Origin of the sequence: Paenibacillus doosanensis (assembly GCF_025060755.1) — a bacterium.
GTDB lineage: Bacteria > Bacillota > Bacilli > Paenibacillales > NBRC-103111 > Paenibacillus_S > Paenibacillus_S doosanensis.
This window is the reverse complement of the sequence record NZ_JANYUY010000037.1, coordinates 40,257-58,294: the sequence shown is the minus strand read 5'-3', so window position 1 is coordinate 58,294 and position 18,038 is coordinate 40,257. Positions and strand designations below refer to the sequence as shown.

17 protein-coding genes are annotated in these 18,038 nt (G+C 49.8%); 12 read left to right on the top strand and 5 right to left on the bottom strand.

What is annotated here, in order from left to right; all coding sequences use genetic code 11:
• The first annotated feature begins 240 nt into the window (after positions 1 to 240).
• The 4 genes from N0M98_RS22790 (at position 241) to N0M98_RS22775 (ending at position 5,176) form a co-directional block, all read left to right on the top strand.
• Positions 241 to 1,554 carry a sugar phosphate nucleotidyltransferase gene (locus tag N0M98_RS22790; protein ID WP_259619283.1) on the top strand — a complete coding sequence of 438 codons (1,314 nt, stop codon included), beginning with the start codon at positions 241 to 243 and terminating at the stop codon, positions 1,552 to 1,554.
• Between the two features lie 21 nt (positions 1,555 to 1,575).
• Positions 1,576 to 1,812 (top strand): hypothetical protein, encoded by a 237-nt coding sequence (locus tag N0M98_RS22785; protein ID WP_249865859.1) that lies wholly within the window; start codon positions 1,576 to 1,578, stop codon positions 1,810 to 1,812.
• A 248-nt stretch (positions 1,813 to 2,060) separates the two neighbouring features.
• Positions 2,061 to 4,148 carry a cyclic di-GMP-binding domain-containing protein, MshE-related gene (locus N0M98_RS22780; RefSeq protein WP_375295545.1) on the top strand — a complete coding sequence of 696 codons (2,088 nt, stop codon included), beginning with the start codon at positions 2,061 to 2,063 and terminating at the stop codon, positions 4,146 to 4,148.
• 17 nt (positions 4,149 to 4,165) lie between these two features.
• Positions 4,166 to 5,176 (top strand): glycosyltransferase family 2 protein, encoded by a 1,011-nt coding sequence (locus N0M98_RS22775; protein ID WP_259619271.1) that lies wholly within the window; start codon positions 4,166 to 4,168, stop codon positions 5,174 to 5,176.
• 69 nt (positions 5,177 to 5,245) lie between these two features.
• Here the strand turns inward: N0M98_RS22775 and N0M98_RS22770 are convergent, their stop codons facing one another.
• The 4 genes from N0M98_RS22770 to N0M98_RS22755 are packed head-to-tail and all read right to left on the bottom strand — an operon-like array spanning position 5,246 to position 9,177.
• On the bottom strand, positions 5,246 to 5,620 hold the full coding sequence (locus N0M98_RS22770) for an EamA family transporter (RefSeq protein WP_259619270.1): 375 nt from the start codon (positions 5,618 to 5,620) through the stop codon (positions 5,246 to 5,248).
• 14 nt (positions 5,621 to 5,634) lie between these two features.
• Entirely contained in the window at positions 5,635 to 6,516 is an 882-nt protein-coding gene (locus N0M98_RS22765) for an aldo-keto reductase family protein (RefSeq protein WP_259619269.1), read from the bottom strand.
• Complete coding sequence (locus N0M98_RS22760) at positions 6,513 to 7,526, bottom strand: Gfo/Idh/MocA family protein (protein WP_259619268.1); 1,014 nt, start codon at positions 7,524 to 7,526, stop codon at positions 6,513 to 6,515. The genes N0M98_RS22765 and N0M98_RS22760 overlap by 4 nt, the downstream gene beginning before the upstream one ends.
• A 28-nt stretch (positions 7,527 to 7,554) precedes the next feature.
• Positions 7,555 to 9,177, bottom strand: coding sequence for a glycosyltransferase family protein (locus tag N0M98_RS22755; protein ID WP_259619267.1), 1,623 nt, complete (start codon positions 9,175 to 9,177; stop codon positions 7,555 to 7,557).
• A 549-nt stretch (positions 9,178 to 9,726) separates the two neighbouring features.
• Between N0M98_RS22755 and ilvB the strand changes: the two genes are divergently transcribed.
• The 4 genes from ilvB (at position 9,727) to N0M98_RS22735 (ending at position 13,568) form a co-directional block, all read left to right on the top strand.
• The gene (ilvB, locus tag N0M98_RS22750) at positions 9,727 to 11,469 is read left to right on the top strand and encodes a biosynthetic-type acetolactate synthase large subunit (protein ID WP_259619266.1); all 1,743 of its coding nucleotides are present in this window, start codon (positions 9,727 to 9,729) and stop codon (positions 11,467 to 11,469) included.
• Positions 11,466 to 11,954, top strand: coding sequence for an acetolactate synthase small subunit (gene ilvN / locus N0M98_RS22745; RefSeq protein WP_249865851.1), 489 nt, complete (start codon positions 11,466 to 11,468; stop codon positions 11,952 to 11,954). The genes ilvB and ilvN overlap by 4 nt, the downstream gene beginning before the upstream one ends.
• Before the next feature lie 190 nt (positions 11,955 to 12,144).
• Entirely contained in the window at positions 12,145 to 13,137 is a 993-nt protein-coding gene (ilvC, locus tag N0M98_RS22740) for a ketol-acid reductoisomerase (protein ID WP_249866312.1), read from the top strand.
• Positions 13,138 to 13,454: 317 nt separating this feature from the next.
• Complete coding sequence (locus N0M98_RS22735; RefSeq protein WP_249865850.1) at positions 13,455 to 13,568, top strand: YjcZ family sporulation protein; 114 nt, start codon at positions 13,455 to 13,457, stop codon at positions 13,566 to 13,568.
• Positions 13,569 to 13,698: 130 nt separating this feature from the next.
• Here the strand turns inward: N0M98_RS22735 and N0M98_RS22730 are convergent, their stop codons facing one another.
• Complete coding sequence (locus N0M98_RS22730) at positions 13,699 to 14,883, bottom strand: aminotransferase-like domain-containing protein (RefSeq protein ID WP_259619265.1); 1,185 nt, start codon at positions 14,881 to 14,883, stop codon at positions 13,699 to 13,701.
• Between the two features lie 187 nt (positions 14,884 to 15,070).
• On the opposite strand from N0M98_RS22730, the gene N0M98_RS22725 reads away from it, so the two are divergent.
• From N0M98_RS22725 to gcvH, 4 genes are all read left to right on the top strand, one after another.
• Positions 15,071 to 15,298 (top strand): spore germination protein, encoded by a 228-nt coding sequence (locus tag N0M98_RS22725; RefSeq protein WP_259619264.1) that lies wholly within the window; start codon positions 15,071 to 15,073, stop codon positions 15,296 to 15,298.
• Between the two features lie 264 nt (positions 15,299 to 15,562).
• On the top strand, positions 15,563 to 16,642 hold the full coding sequence (gene leuB, locus N0M98_RS22720; protein ID WP_249865847.1) for a 3-isopropylmalate dehydrogenase: 1,080 nt from the start codon (positions 15,563 to 15,565) through the stop codon (positions 16,640 to 16,642).
• A gap of 194 nt (positions 16,643 to 16,836) precedes the next feature.
• Positions 16,837 to 17,385 carry a peroxiredoxin gene (locus N0M98_RS22715; protein ID WP_249865846.1) on the top strand — a complete coding sequence of 183 codons (549 nt, stop codon included), beginning with the start codon at positions 16,837 to 16,839 and terminating at the stop codon, positions 17,383 to 17,385.
• A 97-nt stretch (positions 17,386 to 17,482) separates the two neighbouring features.
• Positions 17,483 to 17,866: a glycine cleavage system protein GcvH gene (gene gcvH, locus N0M98_RS22710; protein ID WP_259619263.1), complete on the top strand. Its 384-nt coding sequence runs from the start codon at positions 17,483 to 17,485 to the stop codon at positions 17,864 to 17,866.
• Positions 17,867 to 18,038: the final 172 nt, after the last annotated feature.

Here is an 18,038-nt window from a genome sequence, read left to right as displayed (position 1 = left end):
GGATTTGTTCTGACTTCTTAACCAACAGCTAATATTTTCTTAATTATTTTACAAAAATTTTATGGTATCATACAATTACACAATGCACATGGGACTTTGTGCTTATTTTTACCAAAATTCGCATTTTTTTACTTTCGCATTGAGATCAAACAGGACCTTCGCCGCACATGCCTCGTTTTACATGCTTTCTATTATGTACCTAATGTACTCTGCTTAAGGATAGGGTGATGGATATTGAAAATGATACTATTGTCCGGCGGCTCGGGGGTAAGGTTATGGCCGCTATCCAATGAGCAGCGTTCCAAGCAATTTCTGCCCCTTTTTAAAGATGAACGGGCAAGACCGGTCTCCATGCTGCAAAGGGTGTGGAAGCAGCTGGAACGGCGGGGGATGCGCCGCTCGGCTGTCATAGCCGCTTCGGCCGGTCAGTGTCATTTGCTGAGAGAGCAGTTGGGGGAAGAGGCCGAGCTGGTGCTGGAGCCGTCCAAGCGGGACACGTTTCCGGCCATCGCGTTGTCGGTGAGTTACTTGCACTCTGTACGGGGCGTGCCGCGGGACGAATATGTGGCCGTAATGCCGGTAGACGGGCAGGTGACGGATTCGTTCTACGATGCTCTGGACAAGCTGCCGGCTGCGTTGGAGCGGACCGGCGCCCAAGTGGCTTTAATGGGAGTGCGGCCGGCGTTTCCATCGGAGAAATACGGGTACTTGATCCCTGACCGCTGTGAAGGAGACGTTTTTACCGTGCGGCAATTTTACGAAAAGCCTTCGGCAGACCGTGCGGCGCGGTACATAGAACTCGGCGGTCTGTGGAATTGCGGGGTCTTTTGCTTTCGTGTGGGGTTTTTGCTGGATAAATTAAACGAGCTTGGTTTGCCTTCGTCTTATGAGCGGCTATTGTCTCAATACGACGGCCTGGAATGCCGAAGCTTCGATTATGCCGTGTTGGAGAAGGAACGAAGCCTGGCCGGAGTGATGTATGACGGGCCGTGGAAAGACCTCGGAACCTGGTCTACTTTGACCGAAGAGATGAGCGGGCCTGTGACGGGGGAAGGCTTTATTGCGGACGGCTGCCGCAATGTTCATATCGTCAATGAACTGAAGGTGCCGATTCTCGTCCTCGGGTTATCGGATGTGGTGGTGGCCGCGAGCGACGAAGGAATTCTGGTTGCACATAAAGAAGAGAGCGCGCAGTTAAAGCATGCATGGCATCAAATGATGGAGGGGAAGCAGCCTAAACGGGGCGAATCCGTCCGGGTGCAGCGGCAGCTGCTGGATCAATCCGCTTTTGCCGACGGAAGTGTCGTAACGACAAGCAAGCTTCGACTTGAAACCGGGGAGCAAATGGAGGTTGAGGCGCTCGCGGAAGCGGATAAAGGGCGGAAAACGATCTCCTTGACCGTACTGCAGGGCTTGCTTGGTTTAACCGTCAACGGCGAAGAAGCTGCTTCTTCGCCCGGCTTGCAGATCACGCTCGAACATGGCGATCGTGCCCGCTTGAGAGCGCTGGCGCCTGCGGAGCTAATCGAAATCGTGAGAATGACAGAAATATGACTTACAAGAGGGTGAGCTGCCGTGAGAGAGAGAAAAGCGCTGCTTGGTTATAATGCCAAAAAAGTGCGGCGATATGTTTCTTTGCTGGAAACGGAAATGCTGCTCCTGAATCAACAGCAGCAGGAAGGGAAGGAATCGTTTCAACTGGCGCAAGCGGAGCTGCTGAGTGAAATCGAGGACCTTCGCAAAAACTTGGCTGAGCTGGATCAACTGGAGACGAGCTTAAAGCGATGGATAACGCAAAACGAAAGCCGGTGAGACCGTTCGGAACTTCATGGTCCGGGCTCCGCAAAAAGTCGACCGACCGGGAGATTGAGGCGCTAGAGAAACGCTGCCGGGATTACAAGCAATTTGTGCAGCGCGAACAGCGCGAGCAGCAGCAGCAGCTGGAACAGCTGGCAGAGACGGTAAAACAGTTAAAGCGTGAGCTGGAGCATAAAGACCGGCTTGTCGATCAACTGATTGCGCATAAGCTGGAAATCATGGACCGCGACGGCTTCGTTCCGATGCTGGACGATCCGCCGCTGGAGCAGAAGCCCCAAATGCAGCCGCGGCTCGGCGATCTTCTGGTGAACGAAGGGCTCGTCAGCGAGGAGCAGCTCCAGGAAGCCATGGAGCGGCAGCGCAAGTACGGCGGTCGTCTCGGCGATATTATAGCCGAAATGGGGTTTACGGACCGTGCTCGCATCGGGGCCATTATGAACCGTCAAGCGCAGAAGGGCCGCCTTGGCGAAATGCTGGTCGAAACCGGTGCGATTTCGCAGGAGCAGCTGCAGAAAGCGCTGGAGTTTCAAAACAAGAGCGGCGGGCTGCTCGGAGATATTCTCATGTCGCTGCGGTTTATCGAGCCGGAGAAGCTGTACCGCCATATCGCGACGCAAAACAATCTGGGACGCATCGGCTCCGAATACTCGTTCGAAGAAGAAAACAAGCTTCCGGAGTATATGGCAAGGCAGTACGATGCCGTTGTCATCAACAGGGACCTGAACCGGTATTTGGTTGCCGTCGGCAGCCCGCTGAAAGAGGAAGCCATTCGCTCCATCGAAAGCTTGCTCGGCCTGCCGATCGAACAGGTGCTGGCTACGCGGGAGGAAATGGAGTTTTTCTGGAAGGAAGTCTACCAGTCCGAGCTGCTGCACGAAAGCACGCAGAAGCTGGTGGTCGAGCAGCCGCAGAACTCGGCTCACATTACGTTCACAAGGCCTCAGCTCGGCGTGGTGGGAATTATGCTTTTCCTGCTGCTGGTCAGCTTAGGCTTGGACTGGTTTCATACGCTGATCGTAGCTAACGTAGCGGTTCAGCTTTTCTACTTTTTGATGACATTGTTCAAGTTTCTGATCGTTATGTATGGCACCCGCGACTTCGCGCAGATCCGGTTTACGAAGGAAGAGATCGACGCGATCGACGAGCGGAAGCTGCCGGTCTATACGATTCTGGTTCCCATGTATAAGGAAAGCCAGGTCATTCCGCATTTGCTGGATAATATCGAACAAATCGACTACCCTAAGGCCAAGCTGGACGTGAGGCTCTTGATCGAACAGGATGACATCGAAGCTCAGGAAATTCTCCAGAGCATGAATCTGCCGGCGTATTACACGACGATCGTCGTGCCGCACAGCTTGCCGAAGACCAAGCCGAAGGCTTGTAACTATGGGCTCATTCGCGCCCGGGGCGAATATGTCGTCATCTATGACGCCGAGGACCGTCCGGACCCGGACCAGCTCAAGAAGGTGCACGCGGCATTCTTAAGAAGTCCGGATCACTGCGTATGCATTCAAGCGAAGCTGAATTACTTCAACAGCGAGCAGAATTTGCTGACGCGCTGGTTCACGCATGAATACAGCATGTGGTTCGAACTGCTGCTGCCGGGCGTCATGCAGCTCGATATTCCGATCCCGCTCGGCGGCACGTCCAATCACTTTAAAATGTCGGCGCTCAAGGAAATTAACGCCTGGGACCCGTACAACGTGACCGAGGACGCCGATCTCGGGATTCGGCTTTACAAAGCGGGATATTCGACCGCGATTGTCGATTCGCGTACTTGGGAAGAAGCCAACAGCCGCGTCGGGAACTGGATTCGCCAACGCTCCCGCTGGATTAAAGGCTATATGCAAACCTGGCTCGTCCATATGCGCAATCCGTTCAGATTGTATAAGGAGCTGGGCTTTAAAGGGTTTATGGGCTTTCAGGTGATGGTGCTGGCGACGCCGATGCTGCCGCTTTTAAATCCGGTCTTCTGGTTTATGATCGTGCTTTGGTACGGCTGGAAGGCGGCCTGGATACCGCAGTTTTTCCCGGGATTTATTTATTATTTGGCGGCGGCTGAGTTTTTTATAGGCAACTTTTTGTTCGTGTACAGTAATGTGGCAGGTATGTATTGGATTATCCGGGATCTGGAATATAAGAATCAACGTGTCTTTTCCTATTCTCTTGTAAGATCTGCATTGCTAACGCCAGTTTACTGGTTTCTCATGAGTTTGGCTGCTGTGAAGGCAGCCTGGCAATTAATAACCAAACCATTTTATTGGGAAAAAACAACCCATGGTCTTACTAAACAGCCTCCAGCTTCTAATAACAACGATGTTCACGTCTGATAGCGAGGGTAGCCTGCATGGATAATAAACCATTAACCAAACTCAAATCGGTAGCCGTTGTCATTCCAATGTATAATGAAGAGATCGGTATTATAGAGAATCTGACTCAAATAACGCAAATGCTGCGTTCCTATGAAAAAACATTGAAGGTATCCTTCGCGTTTATATGCGTGGACGATGGTTCCAGGGACTTGACTCCTAGTCTTGTTCGGGACTTTTGCCGTCATACCTACGGGTGTGAACTCATAAGCCTTACGCGGAACTTTGGCAAGGAAGGGGCTATTGAAGCCGGTCTGGTCCAAGCAAACGCTGCCGATGCGATTGTTGTTATGGATTGCGATCTGCAGCATCCTCCTGAATTGGTAGAGAGCATGGTCAAACTTTGGCAGAGCGGGATTGACGTCGTGGAGGCTGTGAAAATCGATCGTGGAGTGGAGACTCGCTCTTATAAACGGATGGCCAGCTTATTTTACCAGCTGTTCGGCAAACTGTCCGGCATTGATCTGAAGGACCGTTGTGATTTCAAATTGCTTGATGCCAAAGTGGTTCGAGCTTACCTGAACTTAAATGAAAAAAACCGTTTCTTTAGAGGTTTAATTCAGTGGATGGGATACCCGACGGCGCAAATTCCTTTTGTTGTTCCGGAACGAAAGGGCGGCGGGACGCGTTGGTCCGTATTTCGATTGTTTCGATTATCGGTCACCGCTTTGACGGCTTTCTCTTCGGCCCCCCTGCAAATAGTGACCGTTCTCGGGGTCGTCACTTTCATTGTCAGTGTTGTGCTTGGGATTTATTCTTTGGTATTAAAGCTTTTAGGAGACGCACTGGACGGTTTTACGACAGTAATCATCCTATTGTTATTTATAGGTAGCGTGTTGATGTTTAGCATAGGACTCTTAGGAGTCTATATGGCTCAAATCTTTAACGAGCTTAAGCGTCGTCCCAATTATTTGGTTAATGAACGTACAAGTTATACGATACCATCCGGCCAAGCTGAAAGTCAGATGGATCGGCATAGTGTTTCATAATGAAAAAATGCACCGTCACATATGGCACGGGAGATGGAGGAGTCCCTGCCAAATGGAGCGGTGCATTTTTTAACTTTCAACAGGATTGGCGCGCATGAGCACCAAAATTCCTGCGATAATAATAAGGGTTCCCAGCAATTGCAGCATGGAGATTTTCTCCTTGAATAGGAAGAAAGCTGCCCCTAGGTTCAAAATGTATGTTAATGAAGTTAAGGGAATGATTAAGGACAGTTTGAACTTAGACAGCAAATAAAAGAACAACAGCATGGAGCAGAAATAGGAAAGCATCCCCAGAAGAATCTTCCATGACCAAAAAGTGCTCAATAAGGTTGAGAATGAAGATAAGTCTAACGGTTTTTTTGCAAATTCCAATTTCCACAGCGTATTGCCAGTCGCATTGAGCGAGCATGAAGCTGCCACTAATAGAAGCATCTTAAGAAACAAAGTAATTCGCTCCTCTATCGTAAATATCTTCTCAAAATTCGGAAGGTTTCATCGGCATGATGTTTGGAAGAGAGCCCTACGACGACATGTTTGATGTGTCCCAAGGAAAACACATAATCATAGGCTTCTTCGGGAGAGATGCTTCCGGAGGCCAACGTAGCCATAGCCAGAACGGTGTGGGAGCCTTTCTTTATTTCCGCTTCGACGGCTTCGCGGCCAGGATTCATGAGGAAGCCTTTCTTGTTCACGGCGGTCATGACGAGTGACTGGGAAATGCCTGCATCGTTTAGAAATTGACTGAAACGGGGGTAATTCAACGTACCGTACGCTGGAATAGCCCCGTATTGCTTTTTGATATAACTGTCATAACTTGTAATGACATTCTCCATTTTATAGCCTAAAGCAAGATCAGTCAGCGCGTTGTGCAGAAAGATCGATTTTACTTTCAAATCATAGAACGGGTTGAGCTCTACGTCAATTAACCGGTTGGCTATTTGCAAGTAATTCTTGGTGCCTACATTCATTAAGCTTTTTAATACATAACCGGCTTTATCCAAATACGATTTACCTTCAAGCATTTTTTGAATTGTGCCGAAGAGTCCCATTGTATTAATCATGCTGATGTATTTTGTAACATAAGGGACGTTGACATAAATATTGAAGTGGTCCCGTAAAGCGTGATCCGCCCGAATCATATCGGTAATTTGATAAATAGCGGGGTGCGTAGAGAACATGATTCCGGACACGCCGTTGTCGATGGCATAGAAGAGAACCTTTTTAATTTCCTCAATATTCTTAAAATGCTCTTGAGTCACATTTCCCCGTTCATGTGACATATGGTTTACGCCGAAAAACTGATTATCGCCGAGTATAATGGAATCAATGTCGATTGTCATAGTGTATCGTCCTCGCTTACAGCTTGTCTCTTACCTGTGGCTGCGGAAGTATATATCGCATTAATAATATTCTGAGTGTGCAATCCTGCCGTTAAGTTAGCTTTAGGTTCCTGTCTGGTTTGAACGCTCTTGACGAACGACTCCATCTGTTTGGAAAAATGGGGGCCGCCTATATCGATATAATATCCTTCGTAATGCTCAGGATAATAGGTTTTCTCTATTCCGCCAACGTTTAACTGAATATCCTGATCCGTTATCGATAATGAACCCAACGATCCAGCAATTTCGATTTTGTAAAACGGTTTTCGGTATTCGGGCTTGCTCCATGAAGCGTGCAAAGTCGCTTGTAACCCGCTCTGAAAGTAAAGCTCTGCGGTAGTTTCATCCTCTACTTGTCTAGAGTATACGCTGGAGATATTGCCGCTTACAGCAGAGGCATTGCCGAAATAATGATACAGCAGGTCAACCATATGGACTGCAAAATCAATCAGGACGCCTCCACCGGATATTGCGGGATCGAATCTCCAGCCGCTTTGCTGAGACAGGACGTCAGAACAATATATATAAGCATCCGCCTTGATGATATCCCCTACTATTCTGGAGTCAACAATCTCTTTACCCTTCGCAAACATCGGGTTGTATCTCATGCAGAAGCCTATCATTACAACGGCATTGCGGTTTTGCGCCAATTGAAGCAATTCCTTGCAGTCCTTCAGCGTATTGCTTAAAGGTTTCTCGATAAAGAGATCCAGCCCGCGCTCCAGTGCGTACTTGGCAATAGAAACGTGATTAAACGAAGGCGTGGCGATAATGACGGCATGGAGGTCGCAGGAGTCGATCATTTTTTCGTAAGAAGTAAATACCCGAATATTCGGAAATAAGGATTTAAAACCGTTTAACACAAATTTTGACGTATCCGTAATCGCGACTAGCTCGACGTTCTCTATAGAATGCAGCAAGGCGCCATGAAGCATACCCATTTTTCCAAAACCGATGATTCCTACCCTCATCTGTAACCGACCTTTCTATCATTGAAAATTATTGCTGATCATGAAAATCTTTTTGCTGGCTAGATTCCACATTTTGAGGCTTTATGATCTTATAGAGGCGCCATTCATTGTTAAAATCATGGTACAACTCTGCCCAAGGCATACCTTCATTATACAACTTGAAGTATTTGTCGTTTAGCTTGCTCGGCAAATTATTGCTCAGCAAATTATTGGGAACAAGAGCATATTCGGCTGTATCCGGCGACGGATTGTCCAGGAAAGCGTTGAATAATGCGTTGTCGCTGTTTATTATATATTTTTTCGGATTGCTGCTGCTCAGTATAAAGCCATAGGACGAGCTGGAATCGGTAATGATGGAATTATTGGGTAGATGCTCGTCGATCCAAGCGGAGATAGCTCTGTCATCCACTTGTCTTTGATAATAATAACCTTGTCGCTGGAAACCGAGCAGCACGTTATACTCATCTCCAGCTAAATTAGGTTTGGATAAAGCATAGCTGAGCATGACTCCAGTAACTATTAAGCTGGCGATACAGAGCAAGGCGGATAGTTTTTTCCAAGCAGCTCTAAATAAAGTATAAGGCATCAAGGCCACCATGAGAGGGAAGATATACATAAAATATCGGAAGAACACCATGGAGGAGCCTTTGAAAAGCAGCAGCACCTGCAAGCTGGGAATACACAGAAACAACGCTGTCGCTCTAATCGTATCTTTACTAAACAGCTTCCCGTTAATAAGGTGAATAATTATCAGCGTTAAGTAAGGCGCGGAGAACCAAGCCATTTTTTTGCCGATATAATACATTATCGTAAATAAACTTGACCGAACGTTTTGGATTTGGGCACTGGTTTCTGCCAATGTTTGAGACTGAGCGGTATTGGAATATTCCGAATTTAAAAAATATAACGGATTGCCCATGATGATATAATTGAAGAAGACCCACAGTATTCCCGAAAAGGCAAGGGGGGTTAAGGCAATGATGGAGCTGGCCTCGGTTTTAAAGTACCGCTCTTTGAAGGTGAGCTGATCGTTGCTTCGTTTGTTCCACATAATCAGCAGGATACATACGGCTATAGCCCCTCCCACCATAGCGGCTTCGTAACGAACCCAAAAAGCGAGCGCAAGAGCGAAAGCACACTTAATCAAGCTCCCAGGGCCGTATTCCCGAAGCCAGATCGTGAAATGTACGGTGGCGTACATGATAAAGTAAATGAACGGAATGTCGCTCATACCATCAGCACCGAACAGTAAAATAAAAGGATTGAAGCAATATAACAAAACAAGGACAATTTTTAGAAAAGTCGATAATTTGAAGTGGGTGCCAGCATCGTAAATCAGTTTTGCGGAAAGTCCGGCAAAGAAGCTGCTTACAATAACACCCGCCAAGCCATGGGTGGCCAGAGTTTTGAATATAGGATATAAGGTAAGTACGATAACCTCCAAAAAGCTGGGGAGTGGATTCCAGATGAACCCGATTGCACCCAGATGCGGCTGACGGCTGTATAGAACGAAAAAAGCATTAGCTACCCGGCTCAGCGCATCGGAATGGATGAATCCAAGGCAGATCGCCATATAATACCCCAGGGCGAATTCTACCGCGAAAACTAAAAAAAACATGAACCAGGATATGCCTTTTTGTAATGCCTTCATACTGTGATTTCCTTTACGTTGAGATGAGGGAGAAAGGCATTGGAGATTCTCCGAGCAACATTATATCATAGATAAAAAAAATTAAGTAAATCGAAATGAGTGGCAGTATTGCCCATTGAATTACGCTTGACTCTTCCCCCAATTCGGCATATAATTATTGAAAAGTACAACTTGCTGATAACGGCAATGATGAGGACGAAGTTATAAGGGCTCTTATGTTCAGAGAGCAAAGGATAAGCTGCAACCGATGCCTTAATCCCTTATGTACGAGCTCACCTCGGAGCTGTTTTCCTGAAAAGTACGTCGCAATGACGGATGTAGCTAGTAGGGGGAATCGGAATAGCACACGTTACCGTGCTGAAGGTAATTTTGCATATGCTGCATCTTACCTGCTAAGGTTATTTGCCGTGAGGCAGATGACAAATTCTGGGTGGTACCACGGAGGATTAGACCCCTTTCGTCCCTTCAGACGCATTTGGTTGCGTTTGGGGCGAAAGGGGTTTTTTGGTTATTTAACGTAGTTCCCATTTTTCGAGAGGAGGACAAATCATGATCGTACAAACCACACAAAAGTCAAAAGAACAATTGCATAAAGAACTGCTGCAGCCGGATATTATCACAGGGTCGGAAATGCTTCTGCGCAGCTTGTTGCTGGAGGATGTGGATTGCGTCTTCGGTTATCCGGGCGGAGCGGTTTTATATATTTACGATGCGATGCACGGCAATCCGGATTTCAAGCATCTCCTGACTCGTCACGAGCAAGGAGCTATCCATGCGGCGGACGGCTACGCGCGTTCCACAGGGAAGGTTGGCGTCTGTATCGCGACTTCCGGACCTGGAGCGACCAACTTGGTAACGGGTATTGCCACGGCTTATATGGACTCGGTGCCTCTAGTTGTCATCACAGGGAACGTAGCGACATCGGTGATCGGAACCGATGCGTTCCAAGAAGCGGACATTACGGGAATTACGATGCCGATTACGAAGCACAGCTATCTGGTTCGCGACGTAAACGACTTGCCGCGCATCATCAAGGAGGCGTTCCATATCGCTTCGACCGGACGCAAAGGACCGGTATTGATCGATATTCCGAAGGACGTATCGAACGACAAAGCGCCTTATTACTATCCGGAGAAAGTCGAAATTCGCGGCTACAATCCGACCGTTCAGCCGAACAAGCTGCAGGTGGACCGGATGCTCGAAGCTATCGCCGAATCGGAGCGCCCGCTCATTCTGGCCGGGGGCGGCGTCGTATACTCGAACGCAGCCGACGAGCTGCTGGCTTTTGCAGAAAAGACGCGCATCCCGGTTACGACGACGCTTCTCGGTCTGGGCGGATTCCCGAGCGCGCATGAACTGTGGATCGGCATGCCGGGGATGCACGGCGCCTACACGGCTAACAAAGCGCTGCAAAGCTGCGATTTGCTGATCAGCATCGGCGCCCGTTTCGACGATCGGGTGACGATGAAGGTCGACGGCTTCGCGCCGAAAGCGAAGAAGATCGTACACATCGATGTCGATCCGGCCGAAATCGGCAAAATTATCGAAGCGACGATTCCTTGCGTCGGCGATGTCAAAGCGGTGCTGCAGCAGGCGCTGCAAAAAGCGAAACCGGCTCAATCCGAAGAATGGATCAAGCTCGTTCAAGAGAACAAGCGGAATCATCCGCTTCGCTATAAAGATTCCGAGACCGAGTTGAAGCCGCAATACGTCATTGAAATGATCCATGAAACGACGAAAGGCGAAGCGATCGTATCGACGGACGTAGGCCAGCATCAGATGTGGGCGGCGCAGTATTACAAATTCAACCATCCGCGTTCGTTTATCACCTCCGGCGGGCTCGGCACGATGGGCTTCGGCTTCCCGTCCGCGATCGGAGCGCAGGTGGCGCATCCGGACCGCTTGGTCGTATCGATCAACGGAGACGGCGGCATGCAGATGTGTTCGCAGGAGCTTGCGATCTGCGCCATTAACAACATTCCTGTAAAAATTGCCGTCATCAATAACCAGGTGCTGGGCATGGTGCGTCAATGGCAGGAAATCATCTATGACAATCGTTACAGCCATATCGACCTGGCCGGCAGCCCGGATTTTGTGAAATTGGCGGAAGCCTACGGCGTCAAGGGCCTCAGAGCGACGAACAAGGAGGAAGCCCGCCGCGCATGGCAGGAAGCGCTGGACACCCCAGGTCCGGTACTCGTCGAATTCGTGGTTCGCAAAGGAGAGAATGTGTATCCGATGGTTACACAAGGCTCGACGGTAGATGAAATGATAATGGGGGATTCGGAATGACTTACAAACATACCATTTCCGTATTAGTGAATAATCAGCCCGGCGTTCTGCAGCGCGTATCCGGCTTGTTCGGACGCAGGGGCTTCAATATCGAGAGCATTACGGTCGGCGAGTCCGAGGAATCGGGCTTGTCCCGGATGGTCATCGTCACGACGGGCGACGAGAAAACGCTGGAGCAAGTATCCAAGCAGCTGTACAAGCTGATCGACGTCATTAAGGTCGTCGACCTCAGCTCCAACCCGATGGTGGCGCGCGAGCTGGCCCTGATCAAAGTGAGCGCCGAGCCAAGCGCGCGTCCTGAGATTCTCGGCGTTGTCGAGACGTTCCGCGCCGCGATCGTGGACATCGGGCCTTCCTCGCTGATCGTGCAGGTTGTCGGCGATTCCGAGAAAATCGATGCGATGGTCGAGCTGCTGAAGCCTTACGGCATCCGCGAGCTGTCGAGAACCGGCGTTACCGCAATGATTCGGGGTTCAGTGAAATAGTTTCGCACTTTATTGCTTTACATGAATGAATATTAATCGGTTAAAACTACTCTGTGAGTGGGGGATGGAACGGATCGCTAAGCAAGATAGCTGCCGGCAGTCCCCCGAGCTCGCCGATATCGCGTCAGCCCGGCCGTCCGCTGCATCGCCCACTCACAGGGTTTTTAAATTAAAGGAGGAGCTATTATCCATGGCAGTTACTACTTTTTATGAAAAAGATGCTGATCTCAACGTATTAAGAGGCAAAACAATCGCAATCATCGGTTACGGAAGCCAAGGTCACGCACAAGCGCAAAACTTGCGTGACAGCGGTCTGAAAGTAATCGTCGGTCTTCGCCAAGGCAAATCCTTTGAGCAAGCGAAAAACGACGGTTTCGAAGTATTCTCCGTTGCAGAAGCTACAAAATTGGCTGATGTGGTACAAATCCTTATGCCGGATGAAACGCAAGCCAGCGTATACCATAACGAAATCGAACCGAACCTGAAACAAGGCGCAACGATCATGTTCTCCCACGGTTTCAACGTTCATTTCGGTCAAATCAACCCGTCCGCAGACAAAGACGTTTTGCTGGTAGCTCCTAAATCCCCGGGCCACATGGTTCGCCGCGTATACGTAGAAGGCTTCGGCGTGCCTGGTCTGATCGCGATTCACCAAAATGCGACTGGCAAAGCGCAAGAAATCGGCTTGGCTTATGCTAAAGGGATCGGCTGCACACGCGCAGGCGTTATCGAAACTTCCTTCCGCGAAGAAACCGAAACCGACTTGTTCGGCGAGCAAGCCGTTCTTTGCGGCGGCGCATCCGCATTGGTTAAAGCAGGCTTCGAAACTTTGGTTGAAGCCGGCTACGCTCCGGAAATGGCTTACTTCGAGTGCTTGCACGAGCTGAAATTGATCGTTGACCTGATGTATGAAGGCGGATTGGCTACGATGAGACATTCCATCTCCAACACGGCTGAATACGGCGACTATGTAACAGGTCCTCGCATCATTACGGAAGAAACGAAGAAAGCGATGAAAGAAGTGCTTTCCGATATCCAACAAGGTAAATTCGCTCGCGACTTTATCTTGGAAAACCAATCCGGCCGCGCTTTCTTGACGGCGACTCGCCGTCTGGAATCCGAGCATCCGCTTGAGCAAGTAGGTTCCCAGCTGCGTGAAATGATGCACTGGATCAAGAAGTAATATCGATGCGGTAACCGCCTGCCTCAGATGGGCAGGTTCCCCGCGCGAATCTGCCGCGGCAGCGTAATGCTGATCTAACCGCGGCGGCAAGAGGAACGTCTCCCTGACCATGCCTTCGAGCATGGCGGAGAGGCGTTTTTCGTGCGCATCGGGTGAGAGGCGAGGCGGCTAGGGCGGGTCATCTGTCGAGGTTCGGCCAATAGGGTATCGGCTAATGGAAGATCTGGGGAAACGCCCTATTCCTTGGAGAGCCCACTCGTTACGATCCCTAACCACATACCATACATCATATCCTTTAAGAAGGGAGGATGAGATCTATGGGATACGGATTAGGAGGAGTTGGCTGCAGCTGTGGCGGCGTGTTTACTAGCACGGGCGTTATTCTGGTTCTGTTCATTTTGTTGGTAATCGTCTCCAGAGCTTGGATCTAACAGAGCGAAGACGACGGCCATGAGATCTCGTTCTTGTAACCATACCAGCAAAAAAAAGAGCAGTCTCCGTCTGGAGGCTGCTCTTTTCCTATACTCGGGGCTTTCCGTGAACGACGCGGTCTCCTAAAAGCTACAGCACTTTGCGAATAGCCCGATTCAAACGTTCGATGCCCTCAATCATTTGTTGGCTGTCGGTATGAGTGAAATTGAGCCGCATCGTATTATACTGCGGCTCTGTTGCGAAGAAGCTGACGCCGGGCACGAAAGCGACGCCTTCTTGTACAGCCAGCTTCAGCAGCTCTTCAGTATTGATGCGCTCCGGCATCTCCAGCCAGATGAACATGCCGCCCTTAGGCTCAATCCAGCGGGTATCCGGCCAATCCTGCTGCTTCAGCAGCTCGACCATCTGCCGCATCCGGCCTTCGTATTCTCTACGCACCAGATCGATATGACCGTAAAGATCGAAATGCAGGAACAGCTGATGCAGCGCCTGCTGATCCATCGAGCTGGAGTGCAGATCGGCCGCTTGCTTGGCGCGTGTCATATGCACGATAAGCTGCGGGTCTCCGATGATCCAGCCCGTGCGCAATGCGGGTGCGACGATTTTGGAGAAGGTGCTCGTATAGACGACGCAGCCGCCCGGATGCTCGTCCAGCGAAAAGAGCGACGGCATCGCTTCTTCTCCGCCGAAACGCAGCTCGCCGTAAGGATCGTCCTCGAGGATAAGCACATTGCTGCGCTTGCACAGCTCCAGCGTCCCTTGGCGCCGCTCCAGGCTCCATACTTTACCCGACGGGTTGGAGAAGGTCGGAATGACATAGATCATCTTCGGGTTATGCCGCTTGATTTTGGCTTCCAGATCGGATAAAATCATGCCCTCGTCATCGCAGTCTACGGAAATGATGTTCGCTTTGCGGGATTGGAAAATTTGAATCGCCGCCAGATAGGTTGGCCGCTCCACGAGAATAATGTCGCCCGGGTCGATATAGACGCGTGTGAGCAGATCGATCGCTTGCTGGGAACCGGTTGTAAGCAGCATTTCGTCGATACCGACGCGGATATTTTTGCGTTCCAGGTGTTTGGCGATATCCTCGCGAAGCGGGGTAAAGCCCTCGGTCAAGCCGTACTGCAGTACCTGCTTGCCTTCGTCAAATACGCGGGCAAAGGCATCTTTTACCGCCTCGATGGGGAAGTATTGCTCGTTTGGCAAACCTCCGGCGAGCGAAATGATGGATTTGCCCTGAGTCAGCTTCAAGATTTCACGAACGGCGGATGACTTGAAGCTTTCGATCGTATCGGAGAATCGATAGTTCATAACATAGGCTCCTTTTGACTTTTGACTAAACACAATGGAATAGAGGGTGGGTACATACGAATCATTGTAATCCTTTGCTCATTAGAAAACAATATAAGGCATGGGTAGAAGAACGGCAGTAGCGTTTGGGCGAAAACCCCATACAATGTACTAGGGAGCAAAATTATGACGGGAGAGGTATGCAGCGATGCCTTCAATTGTCGGGAATCTGAAAATCAACAGCGTAAGCCAAGGCTCTAATGTGCAAATCGGAGATACCGCCTTTGTCGCATTGTCCAGTTCCTCCAAAAACTATGGCGGGGCTGCCGCATTTTCGCCGGGTGACGCCTTCGGAGCCGTAGCGAATAACCAAGCAAGCAGCACGAACACACTTGACCCGGATGTGGTGGACGGTTCCAGCGCAACGGTGGTGTAAAGGAAACGGAAGGGCGCCGGAACAAGATCAGGCAAGCCGCGAATGGAACCAGGCAGGCATATAGGTTCTCTTAATAGCTCATCTTCCAGGAGAGGGCTATTAAGGAGGACTATTTTGCATTGTCCAGCCTATTCGAAGGGCCGGGAACGAACGTTTCGTATGGTTATAGGCGTTCCCTATGACAATGATAGCTTTTATATCTTTGTCATACAGGGTTAAATGTGGTACAAAAGATATAATACCTAAATTGTAGGAGTGAACCTAATGGCAGACGTAAAAAAAATCGCCGTAATCGCAGGGGACGGAATCGGACCCGAGGTTATCGCTGAAGCGGAAAAAGTATTGAAAAAAACCGAAGAGGTATTCGGATACGGTTTTGAAACCGAGCACGGCTTGTTCGGCGGTATCGCCATCGACGAGAAAGGAACGCCGCTTCCGCAGGAAACGCTGGATCTGTGTAAAAAAGCGGATGCCGTCCTGCTGGGCGCTGTAGGCGGACCGAAATGGGACAATAACTCGAAAGAGCTTCGTCCGGAAACCGGTCTTCTCGGCATCCGCAAGGCGCTGGGCTTGTTCTCGAACATTCGTCCGGCTGTTATCTTCGACTGTCTGAAAGACGCTTCCACGCTGAAGCCGGAAGTGCTGGAAGGCACGGATCTGATCGTTGTTCGCGAATTGACCGGCGGCATCTATTTCGGCGAGAAGCTCCGCCGCGAAGGCGCACACGGTGAAGAAGCCGTCGATACTTGCGTATACAACGTGCAGGAAGTAGAGCGCATCGTGCGTCAAGCGTTTGAAATTGCCCGCACCCGCCGCAAGAAGCTGGCTTCCGTCGATAAAGCCAACGTGCTTGAGACTTCCCGCTTATGGAGAGAAACGGTGAACCGCATCGCTCCGGATTATCCGGATGTAGAGCTGGAGCATGTACTGGTCGACAACTGCGCGATGCAATTGCTGCGCCGTCCGTCCAGCTTCGACGTTATCGTAACCGAGAACATGTTCGGAGACATTCTGAGCGACGAAGCGGCTATGCTGACAGGATCGATCGGTATGCTGTCGTCCGCATCGCTCGGCGAAGGCGCCTTCGGATTGTACGAGCCGGTGCACGGTTCCGCTCCGGACATCGCGGGTCAAGGCGTAGCGAATCCGATCGCGACGATTCTTTCCGTCGCTTTGATGTTCCGCCTCACGTTCGGCTACCACGATGCGGCTGAAGCTATCGAGCGCGCGGTGAAGGAAGTGCTCGACGCAGGCCACCGCACGGGCGACATTGCCGTCGATAAGAGCAAAGCTATCGGCACAACGGCTATGGGCGATTTGATTGTGAACGCAATTAGAAAATAATCGGCTGACTGGCAGCCGTCATGAGAAGACTCTTCCATCCGTCGAGGGTGGTCAAGAGTCTTTCTCCATTGGCGGCCTGTGTTCAGTTAATTATAATTATTATAAAATAAGAATTGTTATAATCTTGACTTTCGATTTGTCGAATGATACGATTTTACATGTAAATGACAAGTATTAAGGGAGGATATAAGCAGATGGCAGAACGTTTGGTAGGCAAACAAGCACCGGATTTTACAATGGAAACGGCAAGCGGCAACGGCCAAGATTTCGGCAAAGTTTCCTTGTCCGATTATAAAGGCAAATGGTTGGTATTGTTCTTCTATCCGCTTGATTTCACCTTTGTATGCCCGACGGAAATTACCGCTTTGAGCGGAGCATATGAAGATTTCAAAAAATTGAACACGGAAGTGCTCGGCGTATCCACCGACAGCATTCATTCCCACCGCGCATGGATCAATACTCCGATCGAGCATAACGGCTTGGGTAAATTAAGCTTCCCGCTGGCTTCCGACTTGACTAAGAAAGTAGCGCGCGATTACGGCGTGCTGATCGAAGAAGAAGGCGTCGCTCTTCGCGGTTTGTTCATCATCAATCCGGAAGGCGAATTGAAATATCAAGTAGTAAATCATAACGACGTAGGCCGCAGCGTAGAAGAAACGTTCCGCGTACTGGAAGCATTGCAATCCGGCGGTCTGTGCCCGATGAACTGGAAGAAAGGCGACAGCCATCTGGTTGCGAAATAATACCGGGTTCTTATCGAACAGGAATTTTTAAAACTCCCTTTAGTCTGCTATACTTGCAGCTAGAGGGATTTTATTTATGAGGCAGGAGGAAGGGCTAGTGGATATAAAGGAGCATTTGAAATACAGCGAAAATCACGAATGGGTTCGCGTGGAGGGAAACCGGGCAATCGTCGGGATGACCGATTTTGCCCAGGAAGAGCTCGGGATGATCGTCTTCGCGGAGCTTCCGGAAGTAGGGGACGAGTTGAAGGCGGGAGAGCCGTTCGGCAGCATGGAATCGGTGAAAACCGTCTCGGAAATGTATGCTCCGCTGTCGGGAAAGGTGATCGATATTAACCGTTCGCTGCAGAATAACCCGGGGGCGATCAATATGTCGCCGTATGACGGCGGATGGATGATTGTGCTCGAAATATCCGATTCGTCGGAGCTGGACCGGTTGTGGGATGCGGCCAAGTATGAAGCGACCTACGGGCACGAATAAAGGTCGGCGGCATAATAATCGGCGTATCGCCCAAGGGGATGCAGCATGGAAAAAGCTCTGAAATGGAGCTTTTTATTTTTTTATTTACAACGTAACAGTGTTATGTTACACTAAATTCCATCGAAAGATGATCATTGATTATATATTTGCAAACAAGCGATGGGAATGCTGC

Coding starts and splice junctions, on each gene's coding strand:
- N0M98_RS22790 (WP_259619283.1), top strand. CDS start 241: ATGATACTATTGTCCGGCGGCTCGGGGGTAAGGTTATGGCCGCTATCC.
- N0M98_RS22780 (WP_375295545.1), top strand. CDS start 2,061: ATGCTGGACGATCCGCCGCTGGAGCAGAAGCCCCAAATGCAGCCGCGG.
- N0M98_RS22775 (WP_259619271.1), top strand. CDS start 4,166: ATGGATAATAAACCATTAACCAAACTCAAATCGGTAGCCGTTGTCATT.
- N0M98_RS22765 (WP_259619269.1), bottom strand. CDS start 6,516: ATGACAATCGACATTGATTCCATTATACTCGGCGATAATCAGTTTTTC.
- N0M98_RS22760 (WP_259619268.1), bottom strand. CDS start 7,526: ATGAGGGTAGGAATCATCGGTTTTGGAAAAATGGGTATGCTTCATGGC.
- N0M98_RS22755 (WP_259619267.1), bottom strand. CDS start 9,177: ATGAAGGCATTACAAAAAGGCATATCCTGGTTCATGTTTTTTTTAGTT.
- ilvB (WP_259619266.1), top strand. CDS start 9,727: ATGATCGTACAAACCACACAAAAGTCAAAAGAACAATTGCATAAAGAA.
- ilvN (WP_249865851.1), top strand. CDS start 11,466: ATGACTTACAAACATACCATTTCCGTATTAGTGAATAATCAGCCCGGC.
- ilvC (WP_249866312.1), top strand. CDS start 12,145: ATGGCAGTTACTACTTTTTATGAAAAAGATGCTGATCTCAACGTATTA.
- N0M98_RS22735 (WP_249865850.1), top strand. CDS start 13,455: ATGGGATACGGATTAGGAGGAGTTGGCTGCAGCTGTGGCGGCGTGTTT.
- N0M98_RS22730 (WP_259619265.1), bottom strand. CDS start 14,883: ATGAACTATCGATTCTCCGATACGATCGAAAGCTTCAAGTCATCCGCC.
- N0M98_RS22725 (WP_259619264.1), top strand. CDS start 15,071: ATGCCTTCAATTGTCGGGAATCTGAAAATCAACAGCGTAAGCCAAGGC.
- leuB (WP_249865847.1), top strand. CDS start 15,563: ATGGCAGACGTAAAAAAAATCGCCGTAATCGCAGGGGACGGAATCGGA.
- N0M98_RS22715 (WP_249865846.1), top strand. CDS start 16,837: ATGGCAGAACGTTTGGTAGGCAAACAAGCACCGGATTTTACAATGGAA.